This window comes from Amycolatopsis cynarae, assembly GCF_026802195.1.
Lineage (GTDB): Bacteria > Actinomycetota > Actinomycetes > Mycobacteriales > Pseudonocardiaceae > Amycolatopsis_E > Amycolatopsis_E rhizosphaerae.
Genome location: NZ_CP113836.1, coordinates 3,265,999 through 3,287,628, shown reverse-complemented (window position 1 = coordinate 3,287,628; position 21,630 = coordinate 3,265,999). Strand labels below are relative to the sequence as shown.

General features: G+C 71.1%; 18 protein-coding genes. 13 read left to right on the top strand and 5 right to left on the bottom strand.

Features of this window, described 5'->3' with window-relative positions; genetic code table 11:
• Position 1 precedes the first annotated feature (1 nt).
• From ORV05_RS15820 to ORV05_RS15800, 5 genes are all read left to right on the top strand, one after another.
• Positions 2-1,039 carry an ABC transporter permease gene (locus tag ORV05_RS15820; protein ID WP_268759253.1) on the top strand — a complete coding sequence of 346 codons (1,038 nt, stop codon included), beginning with the start codon at positions 2-4 and terminating at the stop codon, positions 1,037-1,039.
• On the top strand, positions 1,036-1,926 hold the full coding sequence (locus ORV05_RS15815) for an ABC transporter permease (RefSeq protein WP_268759252.1): 891 nt from the start codon (positions 1,036-1,038) through the stop codon (positions 1,924-1,926). The genes ORV05_RS15820 and ORV05_RS15815 overlap by 4 nt, the downstream gene beginning before the upstream one ends.
• A gap of 66 nt (positions 1,927-1,992) precedes the next feature.
• On the top strand, positions 1,993-3,642 hold the full coding sequence (locus ORV05_RS15810; protein WP_268759251.1) for a dipeptide ABC transporter ATP-binding protein: 1,650 nt from the start codon (positions 1,993-1,995) through the stop codon (positions 3,640-3,642).
• 63 nt (positions 3,643-3,705) lie between these two features.
• Entirely contained in the window at positions 3,706-5,322 is a 1,617-nt protein-coding gene (gene mptB, locus ORV05_RS15805; RefSeq protein ID WP_268759250.1) for a polyprenol phosphomannose-dependent alpha 1,6 mannosyltransferase MptB, read from the top strand.
• On the top strand, positions 5,319-5,930 hold the full coding sequence (locus tag ORV05_RS15800) for a TetR/AcrR family transcriptional regulator (RefSeq protein WP_268759249.1): 612 nt from the start codon (positions 5,319-5,321) through the stop codon (positions 5,928-5,930). Before mptB ends, ORV05_RS15800 begins: the two co-directional genes overlap by 4 nt.
• Positions 5,931-5,934: 4 nt before the next feature.
• Here the strand turns inward: ORV05_RS15800 and ORV05_RS15795 are convergent, their stop codons facing one another.
• Positions 5,935-7,158: an FAD-dependent oxidoreductase gene (locus ORV05_RS15795; protein WP_268759248.1), complete on the bottom strand. Its 1,224-nt coding sequence runs from the start codon at positions 7,156-7,158 to the stop codon at positions 5,935-5,937.
• Between the two features lie 233 nt (positions 7,159-7,391).
• Between ORV05_RS15795 and ORV05_RS15790 the strand changes: the two genes are divergently transcribed.
• Together ORV05_RS15790 and ORV05_RS15785 are read left to right on the top strand one after the other, a co-directional pair.
• Positions 7,392-9,473, top strand: a complete 2,082-nt coding sequence (locus ORV05_RS15790) for a COG1361 family protein (RefSeq protein WP_268759247.1) — start codon at positions 7,392-7,394, stop codon at positions 9,471-9,473.
• 631 nt (positions 9,474-10,104) lie between these two features.
• Positions 10,105-11,601: an ankyrin repeat domain-containing protein gene (locus tag ORV05_RS15785; protein WP_268759246.1), complete on the top strand. Its 1,497-nt coding sequence runs from the start codon at positions 10,105-10,107 to the stop codon at positions 11,599-11,601.
• 119 nt (positions 11,602-11,720) lie between these two features.
• Here ORV05_RS15785 and ORV05_RS15780 read toward each other — a convergent pair whose 3' ends face one another.
• Positions 11,721-12,137 carry a TIGR03668 family PPOX class F420-dependent oxidoreductase gene (locus ORV05_RS15780; protein ID WP_268759245.1) on the bottom strand — a complete coding sequence of 139 codons (417 nt, stop codon included), beginning with the start codon at positions 12,135-12,137 and terminating at the stop codon, positions 11,721-11,723.
• A gap of 224 nt (positions 12,138-12,361) precedes the next feature.
• Here ORV05_RS15780 and ORV05_RS15775 point away from each other — a divergent pair, with 224 nt between their 5' ends.
• On the top strand, positions 12,362-13,813 hold the full coding sequence (locus ORV05_RS15775) for an amidase (RefSeq protein ID WP_268759788.1): 1,452 nt from the start codon (positions 12,362-12,364) through the stop codon (positions 13,811-13,813).
• 99 nt (positions 13,814-13,912) lie between these two features.
• Here the strand turns inward: ORV05_RS15775 and ORV05_RS15770 are convergent, their stop codons facing one another.
• Together ORV05_RS15770 and ORV05_RS15765 are read right to left on the bottom strand one after the other, a co-directional pair.
• Positions 13,913-14,800: a S66 peptidase family protein gene (locus ORV05_RS15770; protein WP_268759244.1), complete on the bottom strand. Its 888-nt coding sequence runs from the start codon at positions 14,798-14,800 to the stop codon at positions 13,913-13,915.
• Positions 14,797-16,704: a prolyl oligopeptidase family serine peptidase gene (locus ORV05_RS15765; protein WP_268759243.1), complete on the bottom strand. Its 1,908-nt coding sequence runs from the start codon at positions 16,702-16,704 to the stop codon at positions 14,797-14,799. Before ORV05_RS15765 ends, ORV05_RS15770 begins: the two co-directional genes overlap by 4 nt.
• 107 nt (positions 16,705-16,811) lie before the next feature.
• Here ORV05_RS15765 and ORV05_RS15760 point away from each other — a divergent pair, with 107 nt between their 5' ends.
• Positions 16,812-17,387: a DUF3090 domain-containing protein gene (locus ORV05_RS15760; protein ID WP_268759242.1), complete on the top strand. Its 576-nt coding sequence runs from the start codon at positions 16,812-16,814 to the stop codon at positions 17,385-17,387.
• A 6-nt stretch (positions 17,388-17,393) separates the two neighbouring features.
• Entirely contained in the window at positions 17,394-18,197 is an 804-nt protein-coding gene (locus ORV05_RS15755; RefSeq protein WP_268759241.1) for an SCO1664 family protein, read from the top strand.
• Between the two features lie 9 nt (positions 18,198-18,206).
• On the opposite strand, the gene ORV05_RS15750 is transcribed toward ORV05_RS15755, so the two are convergent.
• The gene (locus tag ORV05_RS15750) at positions 18,207-18,593 is read right to left on the bottom strand and encodes a winged helix-turn-helix transcriptional regulator (RefSeq protein ID WP_268759240.1); all 387 of its coding nucleotides are present in this window, start codon (positions 18,591-18,593) and stop codon (positions 18,207-18,209) included.
• Positions 18,594-18,855: 262 nt separating this feature from the next.
• Between ORV05_RS15750 and ORV05_RS15745 the strand changes: the two genes are divergently transcribed.
• From ORV05_RS15745 to ORV05_RS15735, 3 genes are all read left to right on the top strand, one after another.
• A complete protein-coding gene (locus tag ORV05_RS15745; protein ID WP_268759239.1) occupies positions 18,856-20,286 on the top strand; it encodes a DHA2 family efflux MFS transporter permease subunit in 1,431 nt (476 codons plus the stop codon).
• 23 nt (positions 20,287-20,309) lie between these two features.
• Positions 20,310-21,116, top strand: a complete 807-nt coding sequence (locus tag ORV05_RS15740; protein WP_268759238.1) for a DUF3097 domain-containing protein — start codon at positions 20,310-20,312, stop codon at positions 21,114-21,116.
• A 72-nt stretch (positions 21,117-21,188) separates the two neighbouring features.
• On the top strand, positions 21,189-21,620 hold the full coding sequence (locus tag ORV05_RS15735) for an NfeD family protein (protein WP_268759237.1): 432 nt from the start codon (positions 21,189-21,191) through the stop codon (positions 21,618-21,620).
• The last annotated feature ends 10 nt before the right edge of the window (positions 21,621-21,630 follow it).

Below are 21,630 nucleotides of genomic sequence, written 5' to 3'. Positions count from 1 at the left end.
CGTGACGGAAGCACTCGCCGGTGCCGGGCTCGCCGGGCCCGCCGGAGGCGCCGACCCCGACGAACGGCGGGCGGGCACCGGCACGGCCCGGTTCCTGCTCGGCAAGCTCGGCGGAGCGGTGGCCAGCCTGTTCCTCGTGGTGACGCTGGGGTTCGTGCTGTTCCGCACGATCCCCGGCGACCCCGTCGCCACGCTCACCCGGGACCGCCCGACCAAGCCCGAACAGCTCGCGCAGCTGAGGGAACGGCTCGGCGTGGACAAACCGGTCATCCAGCAGTTCCTGGACTACCTGGGCGGCCTGTTCCGCGGTGATCTCGGCAGCTCCTACGCCTACAACCGGCCGGTGGCCGATCTCATCGCGGAACGGTTCTGGCCCACGCTGCTCCTGGTCGGCACGGCCACGGTCCTGGCCGTGGCGATCGGGATGTGGCTGGGCGTGCGCGCGGCCTGGCGCCGGGACAGCCTGTTCGACCGCACCCAGACCGGGATCGCGCTGACCCTGTGGTCGGTGCCACAGTTCTGGCTCGGGCTGCTGCTGCTCATCGCCACGCACGGGCTGTTCCCGAGCGGGGGGATGCGTTCCCCGAACGCCGGGACCGGTTTCCTCGGCCAGACGCTGGACGTGGCCTACCACCTCGTCCTGCCGTGCCTGACCCTGCTCGCCGTGCTCTACGCCCAGTACATGCTGGTCATGCGGTCGTCGCTGCTCGGCGAGATGGACGCCGAATACCTGACCACGGCAAGGGCCAAGGGCCTGCGCGACGACCTGGTGCGCCGCCACCACGCGGTCCCGAACGCGCTGCTGCCCACGGTGACGCTGGTGTTCCTGCAGTTCGGCATGGTGGTTTCGGGCACCGTCACGGTCGAAACGGTGTTTTCATGGCCGGGGCTGGGCCTGCTCACCTACCAGGCGCTGAACGTGCCGGATCTTCCCTTGCTGCAAGGAGTCTTCGTGGTGCTGGCCGGCTCGGTCATCGTGATGAACCTGATCGCGGAACTGCTCTACCGCGTGCTCGACCCCCGGGTGCGGGCGCAATGAGCACCGCGATCGCCTGGCAGCGCCGCCGCGCGGCGGCGGGCCGTGTGTGGCGGGAGTTCGCCGCCAACCGGGGCGGGCTGGCCGGTCTCGGCGTGCTGGCGGTGATCGTCGTGCTGGCCGTGCTGGCCCCGGTGATCACCGATCCGGCAGGCCTGGACGTGGTCAACGCGCCGGGGAGGCCCCTGCAGCCGCCGAGCGGGCAGTTCCTGCTGGGCACCGACGTGGACGGCCGCTCGGTGCTGCTGCTGACCCTGTGGGGCGCCCGCGTGTCGCTGCTGGTCGGGTTCGCCGCGACGATCCTGTCCGTGTTCATCGGCACGCTCGTCGGGCTCGCCGCCGGGCACTTCGGCCGCTGGGTGGCGGCGGTGCTGCTGCGGTTCACCGACTTCTTCCTGGTCCTGCCCTCGCTGGTGCTCGCGATCGCGCTGTCCGCGGTCCTGCCGCAGGGCGTGGCCACGATCATCCTCGCGGTGGGCGTGACCTCGTGGCCCACCACCGCCCGCCTCGTGCGGGCCCAGACCCTGACCATCGAAAGCAGGCCCTACATCGAGCGCGCGAAGGCGCTCGGCGGCGGGCACGCGCACGTCATCGGAAAGCACGTGCTGCCGGGGGTGCTGCCGATCGTGCTGGCCAACACCACGCTGGTGGTCGGCAACTCGATCATCGCGGAGTCCACGCTGTCGTTCCTCGGCCTCGGCGACCCCAGCCAGGTGTCGTGGGGGTCCATGTTGCAGCGCGCGCTCGGTTCGGGTGCGGTGACCTCGGGTGCCTGGTGGTACCTGCTGCCGCCGGGGCTGGCGATCGTGGTGATCGTGCTGTGCTTCACCCTCGTCGGCCGGGCGCTGGAGACGGTGCTCAACCCGCGGCTAAGGAGGCGTGATGGGTGACAATCGCGCAGCCAGCCATCGACGCCGACCGGGTGCGGGTGTCCCGCAAGACACCAGGGGAGAATCGTGACCGCGTTGCTCGAACTGAAGAACCTGGGCGTCACCTACCGCACCGGAAGCGGTGAGGTGGCCGCGGTCCGGGACGTCAACCTGCGCCTGGAGCCGGGCGAGACGCTCGGCGTGGCGGGGGAGTCGGGCTCGGGCAAGTCCACCGTCGCGATGAGCGTGCTGCGGCTGCTGCCGAAGTCGGCCCGCGTCAGCGGCGAGATCCTGCTCGACGGCGAGGACGTCGCCGCCATGCGCTGGGGCAGGCTGCGGGCGGTGCGGTGGGCGGAGGCGTCCGTGGTGTTCCAGGGGGCCATGCACGCGCTGAACCCGGTGCGCAAGATCGGGATGCAGATCGCCGAACCGATCCGGCTGCACGCGGGCAAGAGCCTCGGCGACGCCGAGGTCGACGCCAGGGTCGCCGAACTGCTCGACCAGGTCGACCTCCCACCCGCCAGGGCCGCGGCGTACCCGCACGAGCTTTCCGGCGGGCAGAAGCAGCGCGTGATGATCGCGATGGCGCTGGCCTGCCGCCCCCGGCTGATCATCGCCGACGAGCCGACCACCGCGCTCGACGTGATCGTGCAGGCCCAGGTGCTCGACCTGATGCGCAAGCTGGTCGCCGAACAGCACCTCGGCCTGATCATGATCAGCCATGACCTGTCGGTGCTCGCCTCGACCTGCTCCCGCATCGCCGTGATGTACCGGGGCGAACTCGTCGAGCACGGCCCCAGCGCGAACGTGATGGCCGAACCGCGGCACGACCACACCCGGGCACTGGCCGCGGCCTTCCCCACGGTCGGCGACCCGGTGTCCCGGTTCGCCCCCGCGACCAGCACCCCGTTGCCGCCGGAACCGGAGGCCCCCGCCGAGAAGGACGTGCTGCTGTCCGCACACGATCTCCGGGTCGCCTTCACCGACCGCAAGGGCGCGAAGATCCAGGCCGTGGCCGGGGTCGACCTCGAGGTCCGGCGCAACGAGATCGTGGCGCTGGTCGGGCAGTCCGGCTCCGGCAAGACCACGCTCGCCCGCACCCTGCTCGGCCTGCAGAAACCGACTTCGGGTTCGGTGCGGTTCAACGGCGAGCCGGTGCCGTCCTCCGGGGCGGGCCTACGGGCGTACCGGCGGCAGGTGCAGCTGGTGCTGCAGGACCCGACCAGCGCGCTGAACCCCCGGCACACGGTGTACGAGGCGGTCGCCGAGGGCCCGCGCATCCACCGGCTGCCCGGGGACGAGCGGGAAATCGTGACGGCCGCGCTGGAGGCCGCCGAACTGCGCCCGGCCGAGGATTTCCTGACCCGGCTCCCGCACGAGCTCTCGGGCGGCCAGCGGCAGCGCGTGGTGATCGCGGGCGCGCTCGCGCTGCGCCCCAGCGTCGTGGTCGCCGACGAACCGGTGGCCTCGCTGGACGCCTCGGTGCGCGGCGAGATCCTCGGCCTGCTGCTGCGGCTGCGCCGTGAACTCGGGCTCGCCGGGCTGGTCATCACCCACGACCTCGGCCTGGCCTGGAACATCGCCGACCGCGTCGCCGTGATGTATCGCGGCGAACTGGTCGAGGTGGGTACGGTCGAGGAAGTACTGCTCGACCCGCGACACGACTACACGAAGTCACTGCTCGCCGCGCTCCCGGGCGGGGTGAGCAGGGCCCACATACCGTCCTCCACGAACTGAGTCAAGGAAAACAGCCGCCACCGAGAAACCGTCTCAGCGCGGTGTGTAATCTTCCAGATCGAAATGGCGACCACTACTGATCCCGCGCCGGACGCCCCCTCACTGGGCCAGGACCCCGGAACGCCCGCCGAGGCGTCTCCGGCGGTGGACGGCGTCCGCGGCGGTTCCCCGTTTCCCTACCGCACCATCGCGATGGGGACCATCGGCAGTCTGCTGCTGCTTCTCGGCGCGCTGGGTGCCGCCGGGATCCTGATCCGCGACCCGGTCATCGGCGCCGGACCGCTGTCCTGGCTGCGCTACGGGCACGGCCGGATGCTGGCGAACGCCGTGCTCTACGGCGGGTTCGCGCTCGTCGTGTGGGCCTGGGTGCGGCTGGGCCGGTACATGCTGGCCGGCCGGATCGGCAGCAAACCCATCCTGGTCGCGGCCGCGTGCTGGATGGGCCCGCTGATCATCTCGCCGCCGCTGTTCACTCGCGACGTGTTCTCCTACCTCGGCCAGGGCGCCCAGTTGCTGCACGGGCTCAACCCGTACGCGCACGGCCCCGCCGAGCTGACGATCCTGCCGAACGTGGTGCAGAACGTGCACCCGGTGTGGCAGACCACGCCCGCCCCCTACGGTCCGCTGTTCCTGCTGGTCGCCAAGGGAATCGTGGCGGTGACCGGGGACAACGTGATCGCCGGCGTGATCGTCACCCGCCTGGTGCTGCTGGTCGGCCTCGGCGCGATGGTCTGGGCGCTGCCGCGCCTGGTGCGCCATCTCGGCGGCAAGGTGCCGATCGCGATGTGGCTGGCGGTGGCCAGCCCGATGACGGTGATCCACCTGGTCGGCGGCCCGCACAACGACCTGCTGATGATCGGTGCTCTCACCGTCGGTGTGCTCGCGGCGCTGGAGCGCAAGCACGTGCTCGCGGTCGCGCTGGTCACCGTCGGCATGCTGATCAAGCCGACCGCGGCGATCGCGCTGCCGTTCCTGGTCTGGGTGTGGGTCAACCACCTGCCCGGTGACAACCGGATGCGCAACCTGGTCAAGGCCGGGGCGGCCTCGCTCGGCATCTTCGCCGTGGTGTTCGTGGCGGGCACCTGGGTTTCGCTCGGCTCGGTGAACCTGGGCTGGGTCACCGGTCTGAAGGCGCCTCAGCTGGTGACGAACTGGCTCAACCCGTCGACCGGGATCGGCCAGATCGTCTACACCGTGGTGCACCTCGTGGTGAACGTGCCGGAGTCGCCGTTCGTCACCGTCGCCCGCCTGTTCTCGTGGCTGGCACTCGCGGTGTTCTTCGTGCGCCAGTGGTGGAAGGCCCGCTTCGGCGGCAACGAGGCGATCTTCCGGATGGCGATGACCCTGCTGGCCACCGCGATCCTCGCTCCGCCGACCCTGCCCTGGTACCTGACCTGGGGCTTCGTCGTGGCCGCCGCCTTCCCGTGGCGGCGGCGCCACCTGGCGATCGTGGTCGCCGTGGCGATCTTCCTGGTGATGGCGTACTACCCGACCGGAGAGCAGGCGCTCTACGACTGGTGGTTCGTCGCGGTGACCATCGCGTTCGGCCTGTACGCGGCCGCGTCCCTGCTGCGCCCGGATCCGCTGGGCCTGGTCGGCGCGTGGCAGCGGCAGCGGGCGGGCAGCGCGGCCGCCTCCACGGGCACGGTGGCCGAGGGTGGGCAGGTCCCCGCGCGATGACGCCTCGCCGGGACCGGGACACGCCGACCTTCACGGAGCGCGCCCGCCGGCAACAGCTCATCGACAGCACCATCGGGCTGATCTCGACACGCGGATACCCGGCGACCTCGCTAGCGGCCATCGCCGAGGACGCCGGGATCTCCAAGGCGGCGGTGCTCTACCACTTCTCGTCCAAGGACGAGCTCACCCAGGCCGCGCTCACGTACGTGCTGGACCGCTTCACCCGCTTCGTCCGCGAGCGGGTGGACAACGCCCCGGACCCGCGCGCGGCCGTGCTCGCCTCGATGCGCGGCATGATCGAGTACCAGCGGGACAACCGCAGCCACGTCCGAGTGATCACGGAAATGCTGCTCGACGACAAGGGCGGCACCCAGCTGAAGACGCCGGGGCAGCACGACGTCGGGCGGCGCTGGCAGACGCTGGCGGAACTGCTCGTGGCCGGGCAGCGGGCCGGGCAGTTCCGCGAGTTCGACCCGCAGGTCGTGGCACTGGCCATCGGCGGCGCCATCGACAACGTCGTCTCGCACTGGCTCGTCCATCCCGACCTCGACCTGGACCGCGCGGCCGACGAGCTGGAGGAGTTCACCCGCCGCGCGATCGACCGGTGAGGACTCAGCGGCGGGCGAAGCCGGGGGCGTGTTCCGGGCGGACGCCGATCCCGCCCAGGTAGGCGGTCACGCCGCGCAGGAACGGCATCCGCCGCACCAGCCGAAGCGGCACCGGCAGGCGATCACCGCGCAGCGTGCCCTCCAACGCGGGCCGCAGCAGCATCTCGTGCTCGCCACGCTGGGACCGCTGGGTGACCACCATGGGCAGCCACCGCCGCTTCTGCACCCGTGCCAGGTCCGCGGCGGTGACGGTGCCGTTCCGCAGCGGCCGCGCGAGGATCCGGGCGGCGGCGACCGCGTCCTGCACCGCCAGGTTGACGCCCACCCCGCCCACGGGAGACATGGTGTGGGCCGCGTCGCCGAGGCACAGGAGGCCTTCGGTGTACCAGCGCGGCATGCGCCCCATCCGCACTTCGAGGAGCTTCACGTCCGCCCAGGACGTGATGGCGGCGGTGACCGTTTCGTCCCAGTCGAACAGTTCGCCGAGGCGTTCGCGGAACCAGCCGATGTCCCGGGCGCGGAGTTGCCCGTCCACTCCCTTCCCGATCAGGTAGGAGGTCTGGAAGTAGTCGCCCCGGTCCATGGTCACCGCCGCCTGGCCTGCCGTGAACCGGGCGAACACCCGCCCGTCCTTGAGTGCGTCGCGCCGTGCCGGGACACGGGCCTGCCAGACGTCCATCGGCACGTCGAACTCGGTGAACGCGAGCCCGGCCTCCCGCCGGACCAGGGAGTCGCGGCCGTCGCAGGCGACGACGAGGTCGGCGGTGAGCTCGCCGTCGGCACCGTGTTCGTCCACGTACCGCACGCCGGTGACCCGGCCGCCCGACGTGAGCAGGCCGGTCACCGCGGTGTTCATCCGCAACGTGAACAGCGACTCTTCGGCGGCCGCGTCGGCGAGCAGCGTGAGGAAGTCCCACTGCGGAACCATCGCGATGTAGCGGTACTTGCCCGGGATGCGCCGGAAGTCGGCCGCTACGACCGTCGTATCCCCGATCAGCATGCGCATCTCCTCGAGCCGGCGAGCCGGGAGCACCGCGAACCGGTCGGCGAGACCGAGTTCGTCGAGCAGGCGGAGGGTCGAGGGGTGCACGGTGTCGCCCCGGAAGTCCCGGAGGAAGTCGCCGTGCTTCTCCAGGACGGTGACCGCGATCCCGGCCCTGGCCAGCAGCAGGCCGAGCATCATTCCGGCGGGCCCGCCGCCCACGACACAACAGGTGGTCCGTTCCATGACCCCACTCTAACCGGCCGGTCAGCGTTCTGACCGAGCGGTTAGCTTCCCGGCGGGCAGGGATCACCGCCTGGCGAATTCGCGTATTCAACTGTCGCGGGTTCTTGCTGGTCGTGGCCGTGAGTGATCACCGGGGACATACGTCATGCGGTGTCATCAAGATTTCATCAACGACCGCTACTTTGCGTGTGCCGATGTGTCGTCGGTGCTTCCTAGGTTGGATTGGGGCAATCGTGACCGGACCGGAGTGGCGGCAGCAGCAGCCGTTCGCGCAGGCCCCACCCAATGTCGGGGGGGCCGCGCGCCCAGCATGGCGGCGTCGGAAGGCGGTGTTGCTGGGCGGCGCCGGGCTGGTGGTGGCGCTGGTGGCCGGGCTGATCGTCTGGGTGTCGCTGCCGAATGGCTCCGCGGACCCCGCCGGTGCTGCGGCGTCCGCTTCAGGTGCGCCGCCGGCCGAGGTCGGGGCGGCAGCGGCGGACGCGCTGCAGGCGTGGCCGGCGGTACAGCTGACGGTGTCCTACCAGCCTGGCGTTTACGGCGAGCAGGACCCGCCGGTGACCGAGGCCGACCTGACGGTCACCGCGGACGGACAGGCCGCGGGGACGCTGCGGGAGCCGGAGGCCGGGTCGGCGGACGCCGCCTGGTCCGGGGGGCAGTTGTACCTGCAGGGCGATCCCGAGTTCTGGGCGCAGCAGGATCCGCAGTACGCCGACGTCCTGACCTCCGCCGGCCGATGGGTGAAGCCGGAGAAACGCTCGGGCTACTACATGTTGGACAGCTTCGGGGTGGACGCGGGCACGATCACCCCCAAGGCGCTGGCCGAGCTGGTGCGTCAGGTCACCTCCGCCCCGGACGTGCAGCGGGACGGGCCCTGGCAGACCCCGGACGGGCACCCGGCCACGGCATACACGGCACGCGGGTGGACAGTGCTGATCGGCGACGAGGCACCGCACGCCGTGCTGGCCTTGGGCGGGAACCCGCACGCGAGCGACGGCCCGGTCCGCCCCGCCGCCTGGCGCCCGGCCGGGCCGATGGTGGCGGGCCCCGCGGTCTACCGGCCGTTGCAGGCCGACGACCCGGACGGCAACGACACCGGACCCTACGTGTCGATGGCGCCTCGGCAGGCCACGCAGGACAAGGCCGACGCCACACGTTCTGCGGTCGCCTCCGCCTCCGCCGAGGCCGTGACCGACGACGGAGCCGGCCGGCTAGGGGGCCAGCGGGCATCAAGTGGGCCGGAGTTCGAGATCAACGAGCTGACCCCGTCGTTGTGCACCAGCCCGACCTGCACGCACACCATCGAGGTCACCAACTCCGGCGCGCAGGCGGCCGACGCGACCCTCTATACCAACGACCCCGGCGACCCTGGCGCGCCGTCGCCGCTGGGCACCCTCGCGCCGGGCCAGTCCAAGCAGGTGACCTTCTCTCACGCCAACCTGGCGCCGGCGACGGGCGGGACGGTGAACTACACAGTGAACGTGTGGGTGTACTCCTCGGCGCTGTATGGCCCCGACCCCGACGTCGCCGAGCGGCTGCGGGCCCGGGGCCTGCAGCCCGACAAGCAATCCGAGCTGAGCAGTATCGACGTACCGCTGCGGCCCGCGGCCACCCGCCTGCTGGATGCGATGACCAAAGACACGCCGACGTCGGGCTCGGACGCCGAGAAGGTCAACGCCTCCGCGTTGAAGGCCCTCAACAGCGCGAACCGGAGCGGCCAGTTGCCGCTGTGGGAGAAGATCGTCGACTCCGGCAGGCTGCAGAACCCCGGCGATCTGCGCAGGCGGGTCAGCGATGCCGGAGCGCCCGGCCAACTCGGCAAACGCCGCCAGTTGGAGCACCTCGTGCACCTTCTCCAAACCGACCCGACCGCACGAGTCTGGTACGACGGGAACTACACCGCCGACGACGGCAAGCAGTACCACGCCGATGCGATCTATACCAGCACCCAAGACGGCAAGCCGGTCAAGCGCTGCGTCCAGGTCAAGGCCCTGAAGAGCCTGGGCAGCCTGGGGTCCAACGTGCGCGATGGGGCCCAGCAGCTCAACGGCCAGAAAACAGGATCCGACGAGAACTGCCCGCCGGGTTTCGAGCGCGTCCTGGTGATCGAGCTGGAGCCCTCCGTCGGGCCGGCAATGATGTATGGGGGCATCCGTCCCGCCGTGGAGGCATTCCTCAAAGGCAAGAAGAGCCAGCAAGCCCGCCAGAATCTCTGCGGCCCCAACAGGACCAGCCTCGTGGACCGTCTGGTGATCGTCAACGCCGCCGGAACCCACGAGTGGACCGATCTGGGCAAGACCCTCGGGATCCCCTGCTGACCTGACGCCGAACTCCGGCCCCGCGACGTTGCGGGCGAAGTCGGCCGCGTCCAACATCCTGGTTTCGTTGCGCCGCAACCCGAAGGCGTAGGCGGTCTTGAACAGCGTCGTGTCTCGGAACGCCGGCAGCCAGGCCTTGTGGCCGAACGCGCGGATGCGCGCCACGGGTCGGCCTCGATGACCTGGACGTGCTCGGCGGTGTTCCACTCATGCACGACCTGGATCGGGTGCGTGCCGAACCGCTCCTCGCACGTGGCGGTCCACTCGTAGGCGGGGTGGCCAGGAAAGCGCTGACGTAGTGGGAGAACGCCCGGACAGGCCAGGTTGCGGGCCAGCTGCTGATTGGCGAACGCGCCGGCATCGCCGCGAACACCTGCTCCTCCGGCCTCAGCAGCGACACTCCGCCCACCAGCTGCAGGCTCGCCGCCCCGGTGCCACACCCATCGGCTTTGGCCGACCAGCGATAATGGTGCGGCGGTGAGGCCACTGGCTAGACTGCGGGTGGCGTCCCGGGACGCCACCGGTCCGCGGACAGGGCTGAGCCCACCCGGTTGCGTGCGCGGCATCGGTATGGCCCTGTACCTCCTTTCAGCCCGGCGTAGCGGACCGCGGGCCATGGAAGGAGGTCGCCATGGCGACCGATCCTCTTCCCGAGGACCCCAGCCTCGAACAGCTGCGCAAGCAGGCGAAGGACCTACGCGACCAGGCCAGGGCCGGCGCGTCGGAGGCGCTGGGCCTCGTGGGCACCCATCACCCGGATGGGCCGCACCCGCCGTCACTGGCCGGCGCGCAACTGGTCGTGGCCCGCCGTCACGGGTTCTCGTCGTGGGCCACGCTCAAGCGACACGTCGAGACCATCCAGCGCTACCGCCGTGTCCCCGATCAGGTCGGCACAGCGGGTTCGCCCGCCGATCAGTTCCCGTTGCTGGCCTGCCTGCGCTACGGTCACGACGACAATCCGGCCCGCTGGCACCGAGCCGCCGAACTGCTCGCCGCGCACCCCGAACTCACCAACGCCTCGGTCCACGCGGCGGCGGCCGCGGCCGACACCGACGCGCTCGCCGCCCTGCTGGCCGCGGATCCGACGCTGGCCGCGACCGAAGGCGGGCCGTTCGGGTGGGAGCCGATCCTGTATCTCGCGTACGCCCGGCACCATCCCGACATCGGCGCGGACGCGATCGTCCGGGCCGCTCGCGTGTTGCTCGACCACGGCGCCGACCCGAACGCCGGCTATCTCTGGCACGGCCTGCCCTCGCCCTTCACCGCCCTGACCGGTGCCCTGGGCGGCGGCGACGGCGGGCAGCCCGCCCACCCGCAGGCCGACGCGTTGGCCCGCACGCTGCTGGCCGCGGGCGCCGACCCCAACGACGCCCAGGCGCTGTACAACCGGCAGTCCGACCCCGCCGACCACCACCTGGTCCTGCTGCTCGACCACGGCCTTGGCCATGGCGACGGCGGTCCGTGGCGGGCCCGGCTGGGCAGCGCGATCCCGTCGCCCGCCGAGCTGATCGCCGACCAGTTGTGGTGGGCGATCACCCACGACCTGACCGGCCGGGTACGGCTGCTCGCCGAGCACGGCGCAGACCCACGTGCTCCGTTCCGATTCCCCGACGACCGCCCGGTGTACCTGCGGGCCTGGCACGGCACCACACCAGCACGGCTGGCCGCGGTATGCGGCAGCACACAGGTGCTGGCGTACCTGGCCGCGCACGGCGCTTCCTCCCCGCCGGCCGAGGGGGCCGACGGGCTCGTCGCGGCTGCCCTGGCCGGCAACCACGCCACCGTGGACCGGCTGCGGGAGAACGCCGCTGGGGCACGCCGGCAGCGGCCCGGGCTGATCGTGTGGGCAGCCGCCCGCCGTGCCTGGCACGCTGTCCCGCTGCTGGTGGAACTCGGATTCGACGTCAACGCGCTGGGCCGTGCCGACGTCCCGCTGGAACAGGAATGGCAGACCGCGCTGCACCAGGCTGCGGCGGCTGACGACCTGCCCGGCGTCCGCCTGCTGGTCGGTCTGGGCGCCGACCCGAACATCCGCGACGCCCGGTTCGGCGACACACCACTGGGCTGGGCCGAGCACCTCCACCACGCGGACGTCGCCGAGTTCCTCCGGCCACTGACGGTGGTGTGAATCCACGGCCGGACGCGAACGTGCCAGCGGGAGTACGGAGATGCCAGTGCGCCCAGGAACAGTAGGCCGCGATCGGAGAACGGGAGCAGCGACGGCACGACCGGCGACCGAAGGACCCGTCAGGACGCGGACCAGCTCCGCCACCGGTACACCTCGGTGCGGACCACCGGTCCTTGCGGTATGCGATCCCGGTACTGGGGGTACTTCGCGCACAGTGCGTCCAGCGGTCCGGCGCGCCCGGCGGGTTCGGTCAGGATCGACGCCTGCCCGTCGGCCCGGACCCACCACAGGTGCGTCCAGTCCTCGTCGAAGAAGTCCACCAGGAAGGCGACCGCCGGATTGGCCCGGATGTTGCGCAACCGGCGCAGATCACCGTGGCGTTTGGGCTTGTGGTCGACGGCGAACACGACCGCGCCGTCGTGCACCGCGAAGGTGACCGGCACCAGGTGCGGCACACCGTCCGTGCCCGCGGTGGCCAGCCGCGCCACCCGCGCCGCCGCGAACCGTGCGCGGGCCTCCGCCTCCGGAAACTCCATGCCCGCAGGTTAGAGCCGCGGGTTGCCGGGCGGCGACCCCTTCCTGGTCCTGTTCCTGATCGTGCGGGAACGGACGACGGGCACAGCGCCCTGCTTGGCGTCAATCAATTTACGATAACGCGAGAAAGGCCATGAAATACCGCTTCGTGCAACGAGACGGATACCTCAGAATTCATCGTTTTCTCCTCCTGTCACGGAATAATGGGCCCGGTACGGTCGTATTTATGGAATGGAGTTTTCGGACGGCCGAAGAGCTTGCAGCTGCCTTGCGTGGCGGTGAGGTGAGCTCGGTGGAACTGACCGACGAGGCAATCGCTCGTATCGAGCGGTACGACAAGGCGGTCAACGCGATCTGCGTGCCGGACTTCGACCGTGCGCGGGCCGCCGCACGCCGTGCCGACCAGGCACGCGCCCGCGGCGAGGACCGGCCGCTGCTCGGTATTCCGGTGACGGTCAAGGAGTCCTACAACATCGCGGGGCTGCCCACGACCTGGGGCATGCCGCCGCACCGGAACTCTGTGCCGGCCGAGGACGCGGTCCAGGTTTCGCGGCTCAAGGCCGCGGGCTCGGTGGTGCTCGGTAAGACCAATGTGCCGTTGGGGCTGCAAGACATCCAGAGCTTCAACGAAATCTACGGCACCACCAACAACCCCTGGAATCACAGTCGCACCTCGGGCGGGTCCTCCGGCGGGTCGGCGGCGGCGCTGGCGTGCGGATTCGGCGCGCTGTCCATCGGCTCCGACCTCGCCGGCTCGCTGCGCACCCCCGCGCATTTCTGCGGCGTTTACGCACACAAGCCGACACTCGGGCTGGCGGCGAACCGCGGTATGGTCCCGCCGTCCCAGCCGGCGTTGCCGGTCGACCTGGACCTCGCCGTGGTCGGGCCGATGGCGCGCAGCGCCCGCGACCTCACGCTCCTGCTCGACGTGATGGCCGGGCCGGATCCGCTGACTTTCGGTGTGGCGCACCGTTTGGCACTGCCGCCCGCTCGCCATGAGCGGCTCGGCGACTTCCGGGTCCTGGTCCTCGACGAGCATCCGCTCATTCCGACCGGATCCGCCGTGAGGGCGGGCGTGAACCGGGTCGCCGACGCGCTCGTCGACGGCGGCGCACGGGTCGAACGGCACAGTCCACTGCTGCCGGATCTCACCGAAGCGGCGCGGCTCTACATGCAGTTGCTGATTTCGGGCTCCGTTGCGCGTTTTCCCATCGAATCGCTCGAGCAACTGCGGACCCGCGTCGCCGGAATGAGCGCGGACGACCAGAGTCTCGACGCTACGCGGCTGCGCGCCATGGTGTTCAGCCACCGAGACTGGATGGAGGCGAACAACCGTCGCGAGGCCCACCGCCACGGCTGGCGGCAACTGTTCGCCGAGTTCGATGCCGTGGTGTGCCCGATCACGCCCACCCCCGCGTTCCCGCACGACCACAACCCCAATCCGTTGGAGCGGCGCATCGACATCGACGGCGTCGAGTACCCGTACTTCGACCAGCTTGTCTGGGCCGGTCTGGCCACCATGCCCGGCCTGCCCGCCACCGCCGTACCCACGGGCCGGTCACCCGAGGGCCTGCCGGTGGGAGTGCAGCTCATCGGTCCGATGTTCGAGGATCGCACCCCGCTGAGGCTGGCCGAACTGCTCGAGCAGAGGATCGGCGGCTTCCGGACACCTCGTTAGGCCCTGCCGACCCTGCCGGGCGCTGCCGTGAGGGGTCCTCTCACGGTCGATACGGCCGCCGATACGGCTGTGAGAGGACCCCTCACAGGCACCGCGTGCTCACTTCGGTGTGACGGTGAGGTGCAGGGTGGTGGCGTCGAGGACGGCCTCGCCGCCGAGCGGAAGGGTGGCGGCGCCCGGTAGGTGGCCGAAGCGCAGGTCCCACAGGATCGGCACACCGAGCGGGCAGAGCCGGTCCAGCATGACGGCGCGCACCGCCTCCGGCTCGCCACAGCCGGTCCACGAGCCGAGCGCGATCCCGGCCACGCCGTCGAACCAGCCTGCCCGCAGCAACTGGGTCAGCATCCGGTCGAGCCGGTACGGCTGTTCCTCGACGTCTTCCAGCACAACGATCGCGCCCGCCGCCCCGCGCTGCTCCGGCGTGCCGAGCCCGGCGGCGAGCAGGCTGAGGTTCCCGCCGGTGAGCGGGCCGCGGGCGATGCCCGGCGAGAGCGCCTCGGCTGCGGGCAGCACGACCGGGGTGGCGGGGCCGAACAACATCCGCCGCAGCCCTTCGCTCGCCTCTTCGTCCCAGAAGGTCCCGGCGGGCATGGGGGAGAACAGGGTCGGCCAGCTCAGGTGCGTGGCGATCGCCTGGTGCAGAGCGGTGATGTCGCTGGACCCGGCGAACGGTTTCGGGCCGGCCGCCCGCAGCGCGGACCAGTCCACCAGGTCGAGCATGCGCTGCGTGCCGTAGCCGCCCCGGGCGGCGATCACCGCCGCGACGCCGGGATCCAGCCAGGCGGCCTGGAAGTCCGCGGCCCGGCGCTCGTCACCGTCGGCGAGATACGGCGGCACGGTGCCGGTGCCGGTGCCGGGAGTCGGCGGCCTCCGCACGACCAGCCCCCAGGCTTCCAGCGCCGCGACCGCCCGGTCGAGCACCTCGGACGGCACCGGCCCGGCGGGGGTGACCAGTGCGACCGTGTCGCCCGGTTCGAGCCGCCTCACCGGTGCAGGTCCAGCCGCGGCACACCCGGTGTCGCGAAACCGAACACCTGGCCGTAGAAGGACAGCTCCGCCTCCAGCGCCGCGATCATCGTGCTCGCCTTGCGGAAGCCGTGCTGCTCGCCATCGAAGGTCAGGTATGCGTATGGAATTCCCTTGCCCCGCAAGGATTTCACGAACCGGTCGGCCTGGTCCGGCGGGCAGATCTGGTCGTCGAGGCCCTGCAGGAACAGCACCGGCCCGGTGAGGTCCTGCGCGTGGGTGAGCGGCGAACGCGCGACGTAGCGCTCCCGTGCCTCGGGCAGCGGGCCGACCAGGCCGTCGAGGTAGCGCGATTCGAAGTCGTGGGTCTCCCCGCCGTCCCCGGTCCAGCCCGCCAGGTCGAGGATCGGGTACTTGACCGTCCCGGCGCGGAACACCCGTTCCGTGGTCATCGCGGCGGCCGAGGTGAACCCGCCCGCGCTCCCGCCGCGGATCGCCAGGCGCGCCGGGTCGGCGATGCCCTCGGCGACGAGCGCTTCGGCGACCGTCACGCAGTCCCGCACGTCGACCACGCCCCACTGCTCGCGCAGCCGTTCGCGGTACTCGCGGCCGTACCCGGTGGAGCCACCGTAGTTCACCGCCACAACTCCGATACCCCTGCTGGTGAAGTAGGCGAAGTCCAGGTCGGCCACGGGGAAGTTCCGTCCGGTCGGTCCCCCGTGGACGTGCACCAGATACGGCGGCAGTTCCCCTTCCGGGGCGGCGTGATCGGGGTTGGCCGGCGGGTAGAGGTAGGCGGGGATCCGCTCTCCGCCGGTGCCGGTGAACACGCGCTCCACCGGCACCGGGAGGTAGGCCACGGGCACTTCGGGGGCCTCGGTGAGCGGTGTGACGGTGCCGGACCGCGGATCCACCCGGACCACGGCGCCTTCCCGATCGGGCCCCGCGGCGATGCCCACCACGTCACCGTCGTGCACGGCGAGGGCGGCGGCCCACTCGGTCAGTTCCGGGGCGAGACCGGCGATGGTGCGCGCGTTCTCGTCCAGGACGGCGAGGCGTCCCGAGTCCAGCACGGCGTAGCGGCCTTCGCCCAGCGGTGCGAACCAGCGCGAGCCGATCTTCCACAGCGCACCGCCGAGTTCGCGTTCCGCCGGTGCCAGCTCCGTCACCTGCCCGTCGAGCGTGATCCGGTGCAGGTTCCACCAGCCCCGCGGGTCCAGCAGGGCGAGCAGCGAGCCGGAGGACTCCCATTCGAGCTGGCAGACCGACACACCGGCACCTCCGGCCAGCACCCGGTGCGGGCCGAACGCGCCGTCGGCGCCCACCTCGGCGACGCAGAGTTCGGTTTCGTCCCAAGGCATCGCGGGATGGTTCCAGCCGAGCCACGCCGCGTGCCGCCCGTCGGGAGACAGTTGCGGCGCGGTCAGGAAATGGTGGCTGGCCGCGAGCGGCTTCGGCTGCTCCCCGGTCAGTTCGACCAGGTCGCGGCGGATGTCCACGCGGCGGGGGCCGATGCTGGTTTCCCGCACCGCCCACACCGTGCCGCCGCGCCCCGGACGCAGATCGCCGTAGCGCACCCCCTGGGGCGCCGAGGGTTCCGGCGTGACCGGCGCGATGTCACCGCTGGCCGGATCGCGGCGGTAGACGCGCTGATCGTCCCAGTTGGTGAAATACAGCGCGCCCCCGGCCACCACCCAGGGGCGCCCGCCGTACTCGTGCACCCGGTTGCGCGCGTTCCACGGCGCGGGCAGCATCTCCTCGCCGTTGCGCAGCAGGGTCAGGCGGCCGCCTTCGGCGGGCCGGGCCTCGGCCCACCACACTTCGCCGTCGACGACGTCCAGCCACTGCGCACCGCCTCCCGCCGCCGCCACGTCCGCGGCGGCGATCGGTGAGGTCCAGGTTCCGTACGGCAGAATTTCGGGCACACACCGCACTCTAGCCGTCTCGGACCGCTACGTGACGGGCTCCACGGGAGCAACATCAGGGGCGGCGGGTGCCGATCATGGAACGGTGGCCTAGGGTCGAGGGTGCCATGGCTCGCGTAATCCACGTCTTCCGCCAACCCGACCGGTTCATCGCAGGAACCGTCGGGGAACCCGGCGATCGCACTTTCTACCTGCAGGCGTCCGAGGACGTCCGCACCATCAGCGTGACCATCGAGAAGCAGCAGGTCGCGGTGCTTGCCGAACGTCTCGGTGCACTGCTCGAGGAGATCGCCAGCCGGTTCGGCGCCGATGTGCCCGAAATCGTGCCCGGCGAACTCGTCGACGTAGACCCGCTCCGGGTGCCGGTCGAGGAGGAGTTCCGCGTCGGCACGATGGGCCTGGGCTGGGACGCCGAAAGCAAGGCCGTGGTCATCGAACTGCTCGCCATCACCGAAGGCGAGGTCGACGAGACGGTCGTGCTCGACGACACCGAGGAGGGGCCGGACGCCGTCCGCGTGTTCCTCACCCCGGCCGCCGCCCGCGCCTTCGTCGAGCGCGCGGAACGGGTCGTCAACGCCGGTCGCAAGCCCTGCCCGCTGTGCGGCGAGCCACTGGACCCCGCCGGCCACATCTGCCCGAGGCAGAATGGGTATCGGCGTGAAACCGACCTGACCGAGGAATAGGCATCCGTGGCCGAAGATCTCCACCCCACCGATCCGGCCGCCAGACAGCTCATCGAGCGGGGGCGGCTCGAGGTCGAGGGCCGGCTCGTGGACGCGTCGAACGTGACGCTGTTCTGCTCGATCGAGCTCGACGGTGTTCGCGCGAACGCGGTCTACAAGCCGGTCTCCGGTGAACGTCCCCTGTGGGACTTCCCCGACGGGACCCTCGCCGGGCGCGAAGTGGCGACGTACCTGTTGTCGGCGGCTTCGGGGATCGGCAGCATCCCACCCACCGTGCTGCGGGAGGGACCGTTCGGCGAGGGCATGGTGCAACTGTGGGTCGAGACCTCCGACGAGGAGCTGATCGACGTGCGGCCCCCCGCCGAGGTGCCCGAGGGCTGGCGGATCGTGCTGCACGCCCATGACCGGCTCGGGGAGCCCGCCGTGCTCACCCACGCCGACCACCCCGGCATCCGGGACCTCGCGATACTGGACATCATTGCCAACAACACCGACCGCAAGGGCGGTCACGTGCTGTGCGGGGCGGACGGGCAGGTGTACGGGGTGGACCACGGGATCTGCCTGCACGCCGAGCCGAAACTGCGCACGGTGCTGTGGGGCTGGATCGGTGACCCGCTGCCGGAGGACGCGGTGGACAAGCTTCGTGCCCTGCCGGAGAAGCTCAGCGGCGCGCTAGGCGAGGAGCTCTCCGCGCATCTGACGGGGCCGGAGATCCGCGCGATCGCCCATCGGGCCGAGCGGCTGCTGGCGGCCGGGGTCTTCCCCGAGCCCGGCGACGACTGGCGCGCCATCCCCTGGCCCCTGTTCTGACCGTGGGACTCAGACGGCGACCTTGTCGTTGGTGGAGTCGTAGGCGGTGCGCGCCTGTGCGATGGAACCGCGGTGCCGTTCGGCCCAGTCGAGCAGACCGGTGAGCGAGGCGTAGAGCTCGCGGGCCATGTCGGTGAGCGTGTACTCGACCCGCGGCGGGACGGTCGGGTACACGGTGCGGATCAGCAGCCCGTCACGTTCGAGTTTGCGCAGGTTGAGGGTCAGCATGCGACGGCTGATCCCTTCGACGGCCCGCTCCAGTTCGGTGAAGCGCACCGGCCCGTGGGCCGCGGCCACCAGGATGCCGATGCTCCACTTGCCCGCGACATGGTCCAGCACCTCCATGATGGGGCAGGCTTCGGTGATCTCCGCGTTCGGCGTTCCGCATTCCGACATGCTCGCCTCCTTGGTCCGGGCCCCTATGTTACGGCCAGGACCCCCTGTTACAAACCGTTTCCCCTGACCCCTCACGGCGCAGGGGTCGGCCATCCCCGGCCCCAGCCGGAGTCGTCCAGGTCACGTGCGGCGCGGTGGCGAGACCCGGACCTGGACGGTTACCTCCGTGTGCCACTGGGACACGGAAGTGCCTTCTTCCGCTCACCTCGACAGGAACAGATCATGGGCACTGTTACAAATCGTGCTCCTTTGGAGGTCAGAGGTGTCCCAGGCCGTATCCACGCTCGCCCGCTCCCGCCTGCTCGCGCTGGCGGTGCTGTGCGCCCAGACCCTCATGATCGTGCTGGACCAGACGATCGTGAACGTCGCATTGCCCTCCATCCAGCAGGACCTCGGGTTCAGCCCGTCGAGCCTGGCGTGGGTGATCAACGCCTACGGGATCGCCTTCGGCGGGCTGCTCCTGCTGACCGGCAGGCTGGGTGATCTCATCGGCCGCCGCCGGGTGTTCCTGCTCGGCATGATCGTGTTCACCGCGGCCTCGCTGCTGTGCGGCGTGGCCTGGAACGCCGAAGTCCTGGTGGTCGCCCGGTTCGTCCAGGGCATCGGCGGCGCCGCCTCCTCCGCGGTGGCGCTGGGCATGGTGGTGGCGCTGTTCCCCGAACCCGGGGAGCGGGCCAAGGCGATCGGCGCGTTCAGCTTCGTCCAGGCGGCGGGCGGGTCGATCGGCACCGTCGTCGGCGGGGTGCTGACACAGGCGGTCAGCTGGCACTGGATCTTCCTGATCAACCTGCCGATCGGCGTGGCGGCCGTCGCGGTGGCACTGCGGGTGCTGGCGGCCGACCGCGGCGTGGGACTGGCGGCGGGTGCCGACGTGCCGGGCGGCGTGCTCATCACCGCGGGGCTCATGCTCCTGGTCTACACCATCGTCGAGGTCGACGGGCACGGCTGGACTTCCGCGCACACCCTCGGCTTCGGCGCCGTCGCGATCGTCCTGGTCGTCGCGTTCCTGGTGCGGCAGGCCCGCGCGGAACACCCCCTGCTGCCGCTGCGGATCTTCCGGTCCCGCACGCTCAGCGGCGCCAACCTGGTGCTCATGCTGCTGATCGCGGCGATGTTCGCGTTCCAGTACCACATCGTGCTGTATCTGCGGCAGGTGCTGGGCCTGTCCGCCCAGGGCACCGGGCTGGCGATGCTGCCGGCGGCCGCGTCGATCGCGGTGATCTCCCTGGTCGCCTCGGCTCGCGTGACCGCCAGGTTCGGCGAGCGACCGGTGCTGCTGGGCGGCCTCGTGCTGATCGCCGCTGGTGTGGCACTGCTGGCCGTGATCCGGGCGGACGGCAGCTACGTGGCCGACGTGCTGCCCGCGCTGCTCGCGCTGGGCATCGGCTTCGGCTTCGCCATGCCGGCGTTGATGACGCTGGGCATGCGCGACGCCCGCCCCGAGGACACCGGGCTCGCGTCCGGCCTGTTCAACACCACCCAGCAGGTCGGGGGAGCGCTGGGGCTGTCGGTGCTGGCGGTGCTCGCCGCCACCCGCACCGACGGGCTTGCGGCCTCGGGTGTGCCGCGGGCGGTCGCGCTGACCGCCGGTTACCGCCTGAACTTCGGGGTCGCCCTGGGCCTGGTGGCCGCCGCGGGTGTGCTGGCCGCGGTCACCTTCGCCACTCGGCGTGGCGCCGAGACGGAGGCCTGAGTGCGGCGCTACCGTGCCCGCTCGTGCACTCCCACAGCTATCACGACGTCCTGTCCGGCCGGAAGAAACGCCGGATTCCCGAGATCGCGGCCGAGCCGGGGCTCGTCGTCGAAGAGCCGGGAAGCGGATTCTGCGGGGCGGTGATCAGGCTCGAACACGGCAACGTGGTGCTCGAAGACCGGCGGGGTGCGCAGCGGGTGTTCCCGCTGGCCCCCGCCGGTTTCCTGCTGGAAGGCAAGCCGGTGACCCTGGTGCCGCCCAGGGCGGCCGCCCGGCCCGCGCCGGCGCGGTCGGCCTCGGGTTCGGTACGGGTGGCGGGCCTGCGGGCCCGGACCGCCCGCGACTCGCGCATCTGGGTCGAAGGCAAGCACGACGCCGAACTCGTCGAGCGCGTGTGGGGGCACGACCTGCGCGTCGAGGGCGTGGTCGTCGAACCGCTCGACGGTGTCGACGTGCTGGCCGGGCGGATCGCGGAGTTCGGCACCGGCCAGGGACGCAGGCTCGGTGTCCTGGTCGACCACCTCGTGCCCGGCAGCAAGGAGTCGCGGCTGGTGGCGGCGATCCACGACGAGCACGTGCTGGTCACCGGGCACCCGTACATCGACATCTGGCAGGCGGTGAAGCCCTCCGCCGTCGGCATCGGGGGGTGGCCGGAGGTGCCGCGCGGGATGCCGTGGAAGGAAGGGGTCTGCGCCGCACTGGGCTGGGGCGAACCCTACGAAGGGTGGCAGCGGGTGCTCGGCGCGGTGAGCAGCTTCCGCGACCTGGAGACGCCGCTGATCGGCGCGGTCGAGCGTCTGATCGACTTCGTGACCGTCACGGAAGCCTGACCGAAGGCCGGGTGGAGATCAGATCGGGCGCTTCGGTGGCTCCGACCGGTCACTTTCTGCCACGATGAGCCCATGACACCGGCACTGATCTGGCTGATCGCGGGAGTCGTGCTGATGGCCGCCGAGGTGATCTCCGGCGACCTGGTGTTGCTGATGCTCGGTGTCGGGGCGCTGGTGGCGGCCGGTTCGGCGGCACTCACCGGCAACGCCGTGATCGACGTGATCGTGTTCGCGGTGGCCTCGGCGGGCCTGCTGTGGCTGGCCCGGCCCGCGCTCAAGCGCCGGTTCCTGCACACTCCGGTGGTCCGGACCGGGATCGAGGCGCTGGTCGGCAAGCACGGGGTGGTCCTGTCCGCCGTGGACAACGAGGGCGGCCGGATCAAGCTCGACGGGGACGTCTGGTCAGCTCGCAGCTTCATCGAAGGTCAGCGGATCGAGCCCGGCACGAAGGTGACCGTGGTAGAGATAGCGGGCGCCACGGCCGTGGTGTCCCCGGAGCCGTAACCACTCTGGA

What these genes read in the sequence shown, in the direction of transcription:
- mptB (WP_268759250.1), top strand. Translation starts at nt 3,706, where the DNA reads ATGGCGACCACTACTGATCCCGCGCCGGACGCCCCCTCACTGGGCCAG.
- ORV05_RS15750 (WP_268759240.1), bottom strand. Translation starts at nt 18,593, where the DNA reads ATGTCGGAATGCGGAACGCCGAACGCGGAGATCACCGAAGCCTGCCCC.
- ORV05_RS15760 (WP_268759242.1), top strand. Translation starts at nt 16,812, where the DNA reads ATGGCTCGCGTAATCCACGTCTTCCGCCAACCCGACCGGTTCATCGCA.
- ORV05_RS15800 (WP_268759249.1), top strand. Translation starts at nt 5,319, where the DNA reads ATGACGCCTCGCCGGGACCGGGACACGCCGACCTTCACGGAGCGCGCC.
- ORV05_RS15735 (WP_268759237.1), top strand. Translation starts at nt 21,189, where the DNA reads ATGACACCGGCACTGATCTGGCTGATCGCGGGAGTCGTGCTGATGGCC.
- ORV05_RS15815 (WP_268759252.1), top strand. Translation starts at nt 1,036, where the DNA reads ATGAGCACCGCGATCGCCTGGCAGCGCCGCCGCGCGGCGGCGGGCCGT.
- ORV05_RS15785 (WP_268759246.1), top strand. Translation starts at nt 10,105, where the DNA reads ATGGCGACCGATCCTCTTCCCGAGGACCCCAGCCTCGAACAGCTGCGC.
- ORV05_RS15795 (WP_268759248.1), bottom strand. Translation starts at nt 7,158, where the DNA reads ATGGAACGGACCACCTGTTGTGTCGTGGGCGGCGGGCCCGCCGGAATG.
- ORV05_RS15775 (WP_268759788.1), top strand. Translation starts at nt 12,362, where the DNA reads ATGGAATGGAGTTTTCGGACGGCCGAAGAGCTTGCAGCTGCCTTGCGT.
- ORV05_RS15780 (WP_268759245.1), bottom strand. Translation starts at nt 12,137, where the DNA reads ATGGAGTTTCCGGAGGCGGAGGCCCGCGCACGGTTCGCGGCGGCGCGG.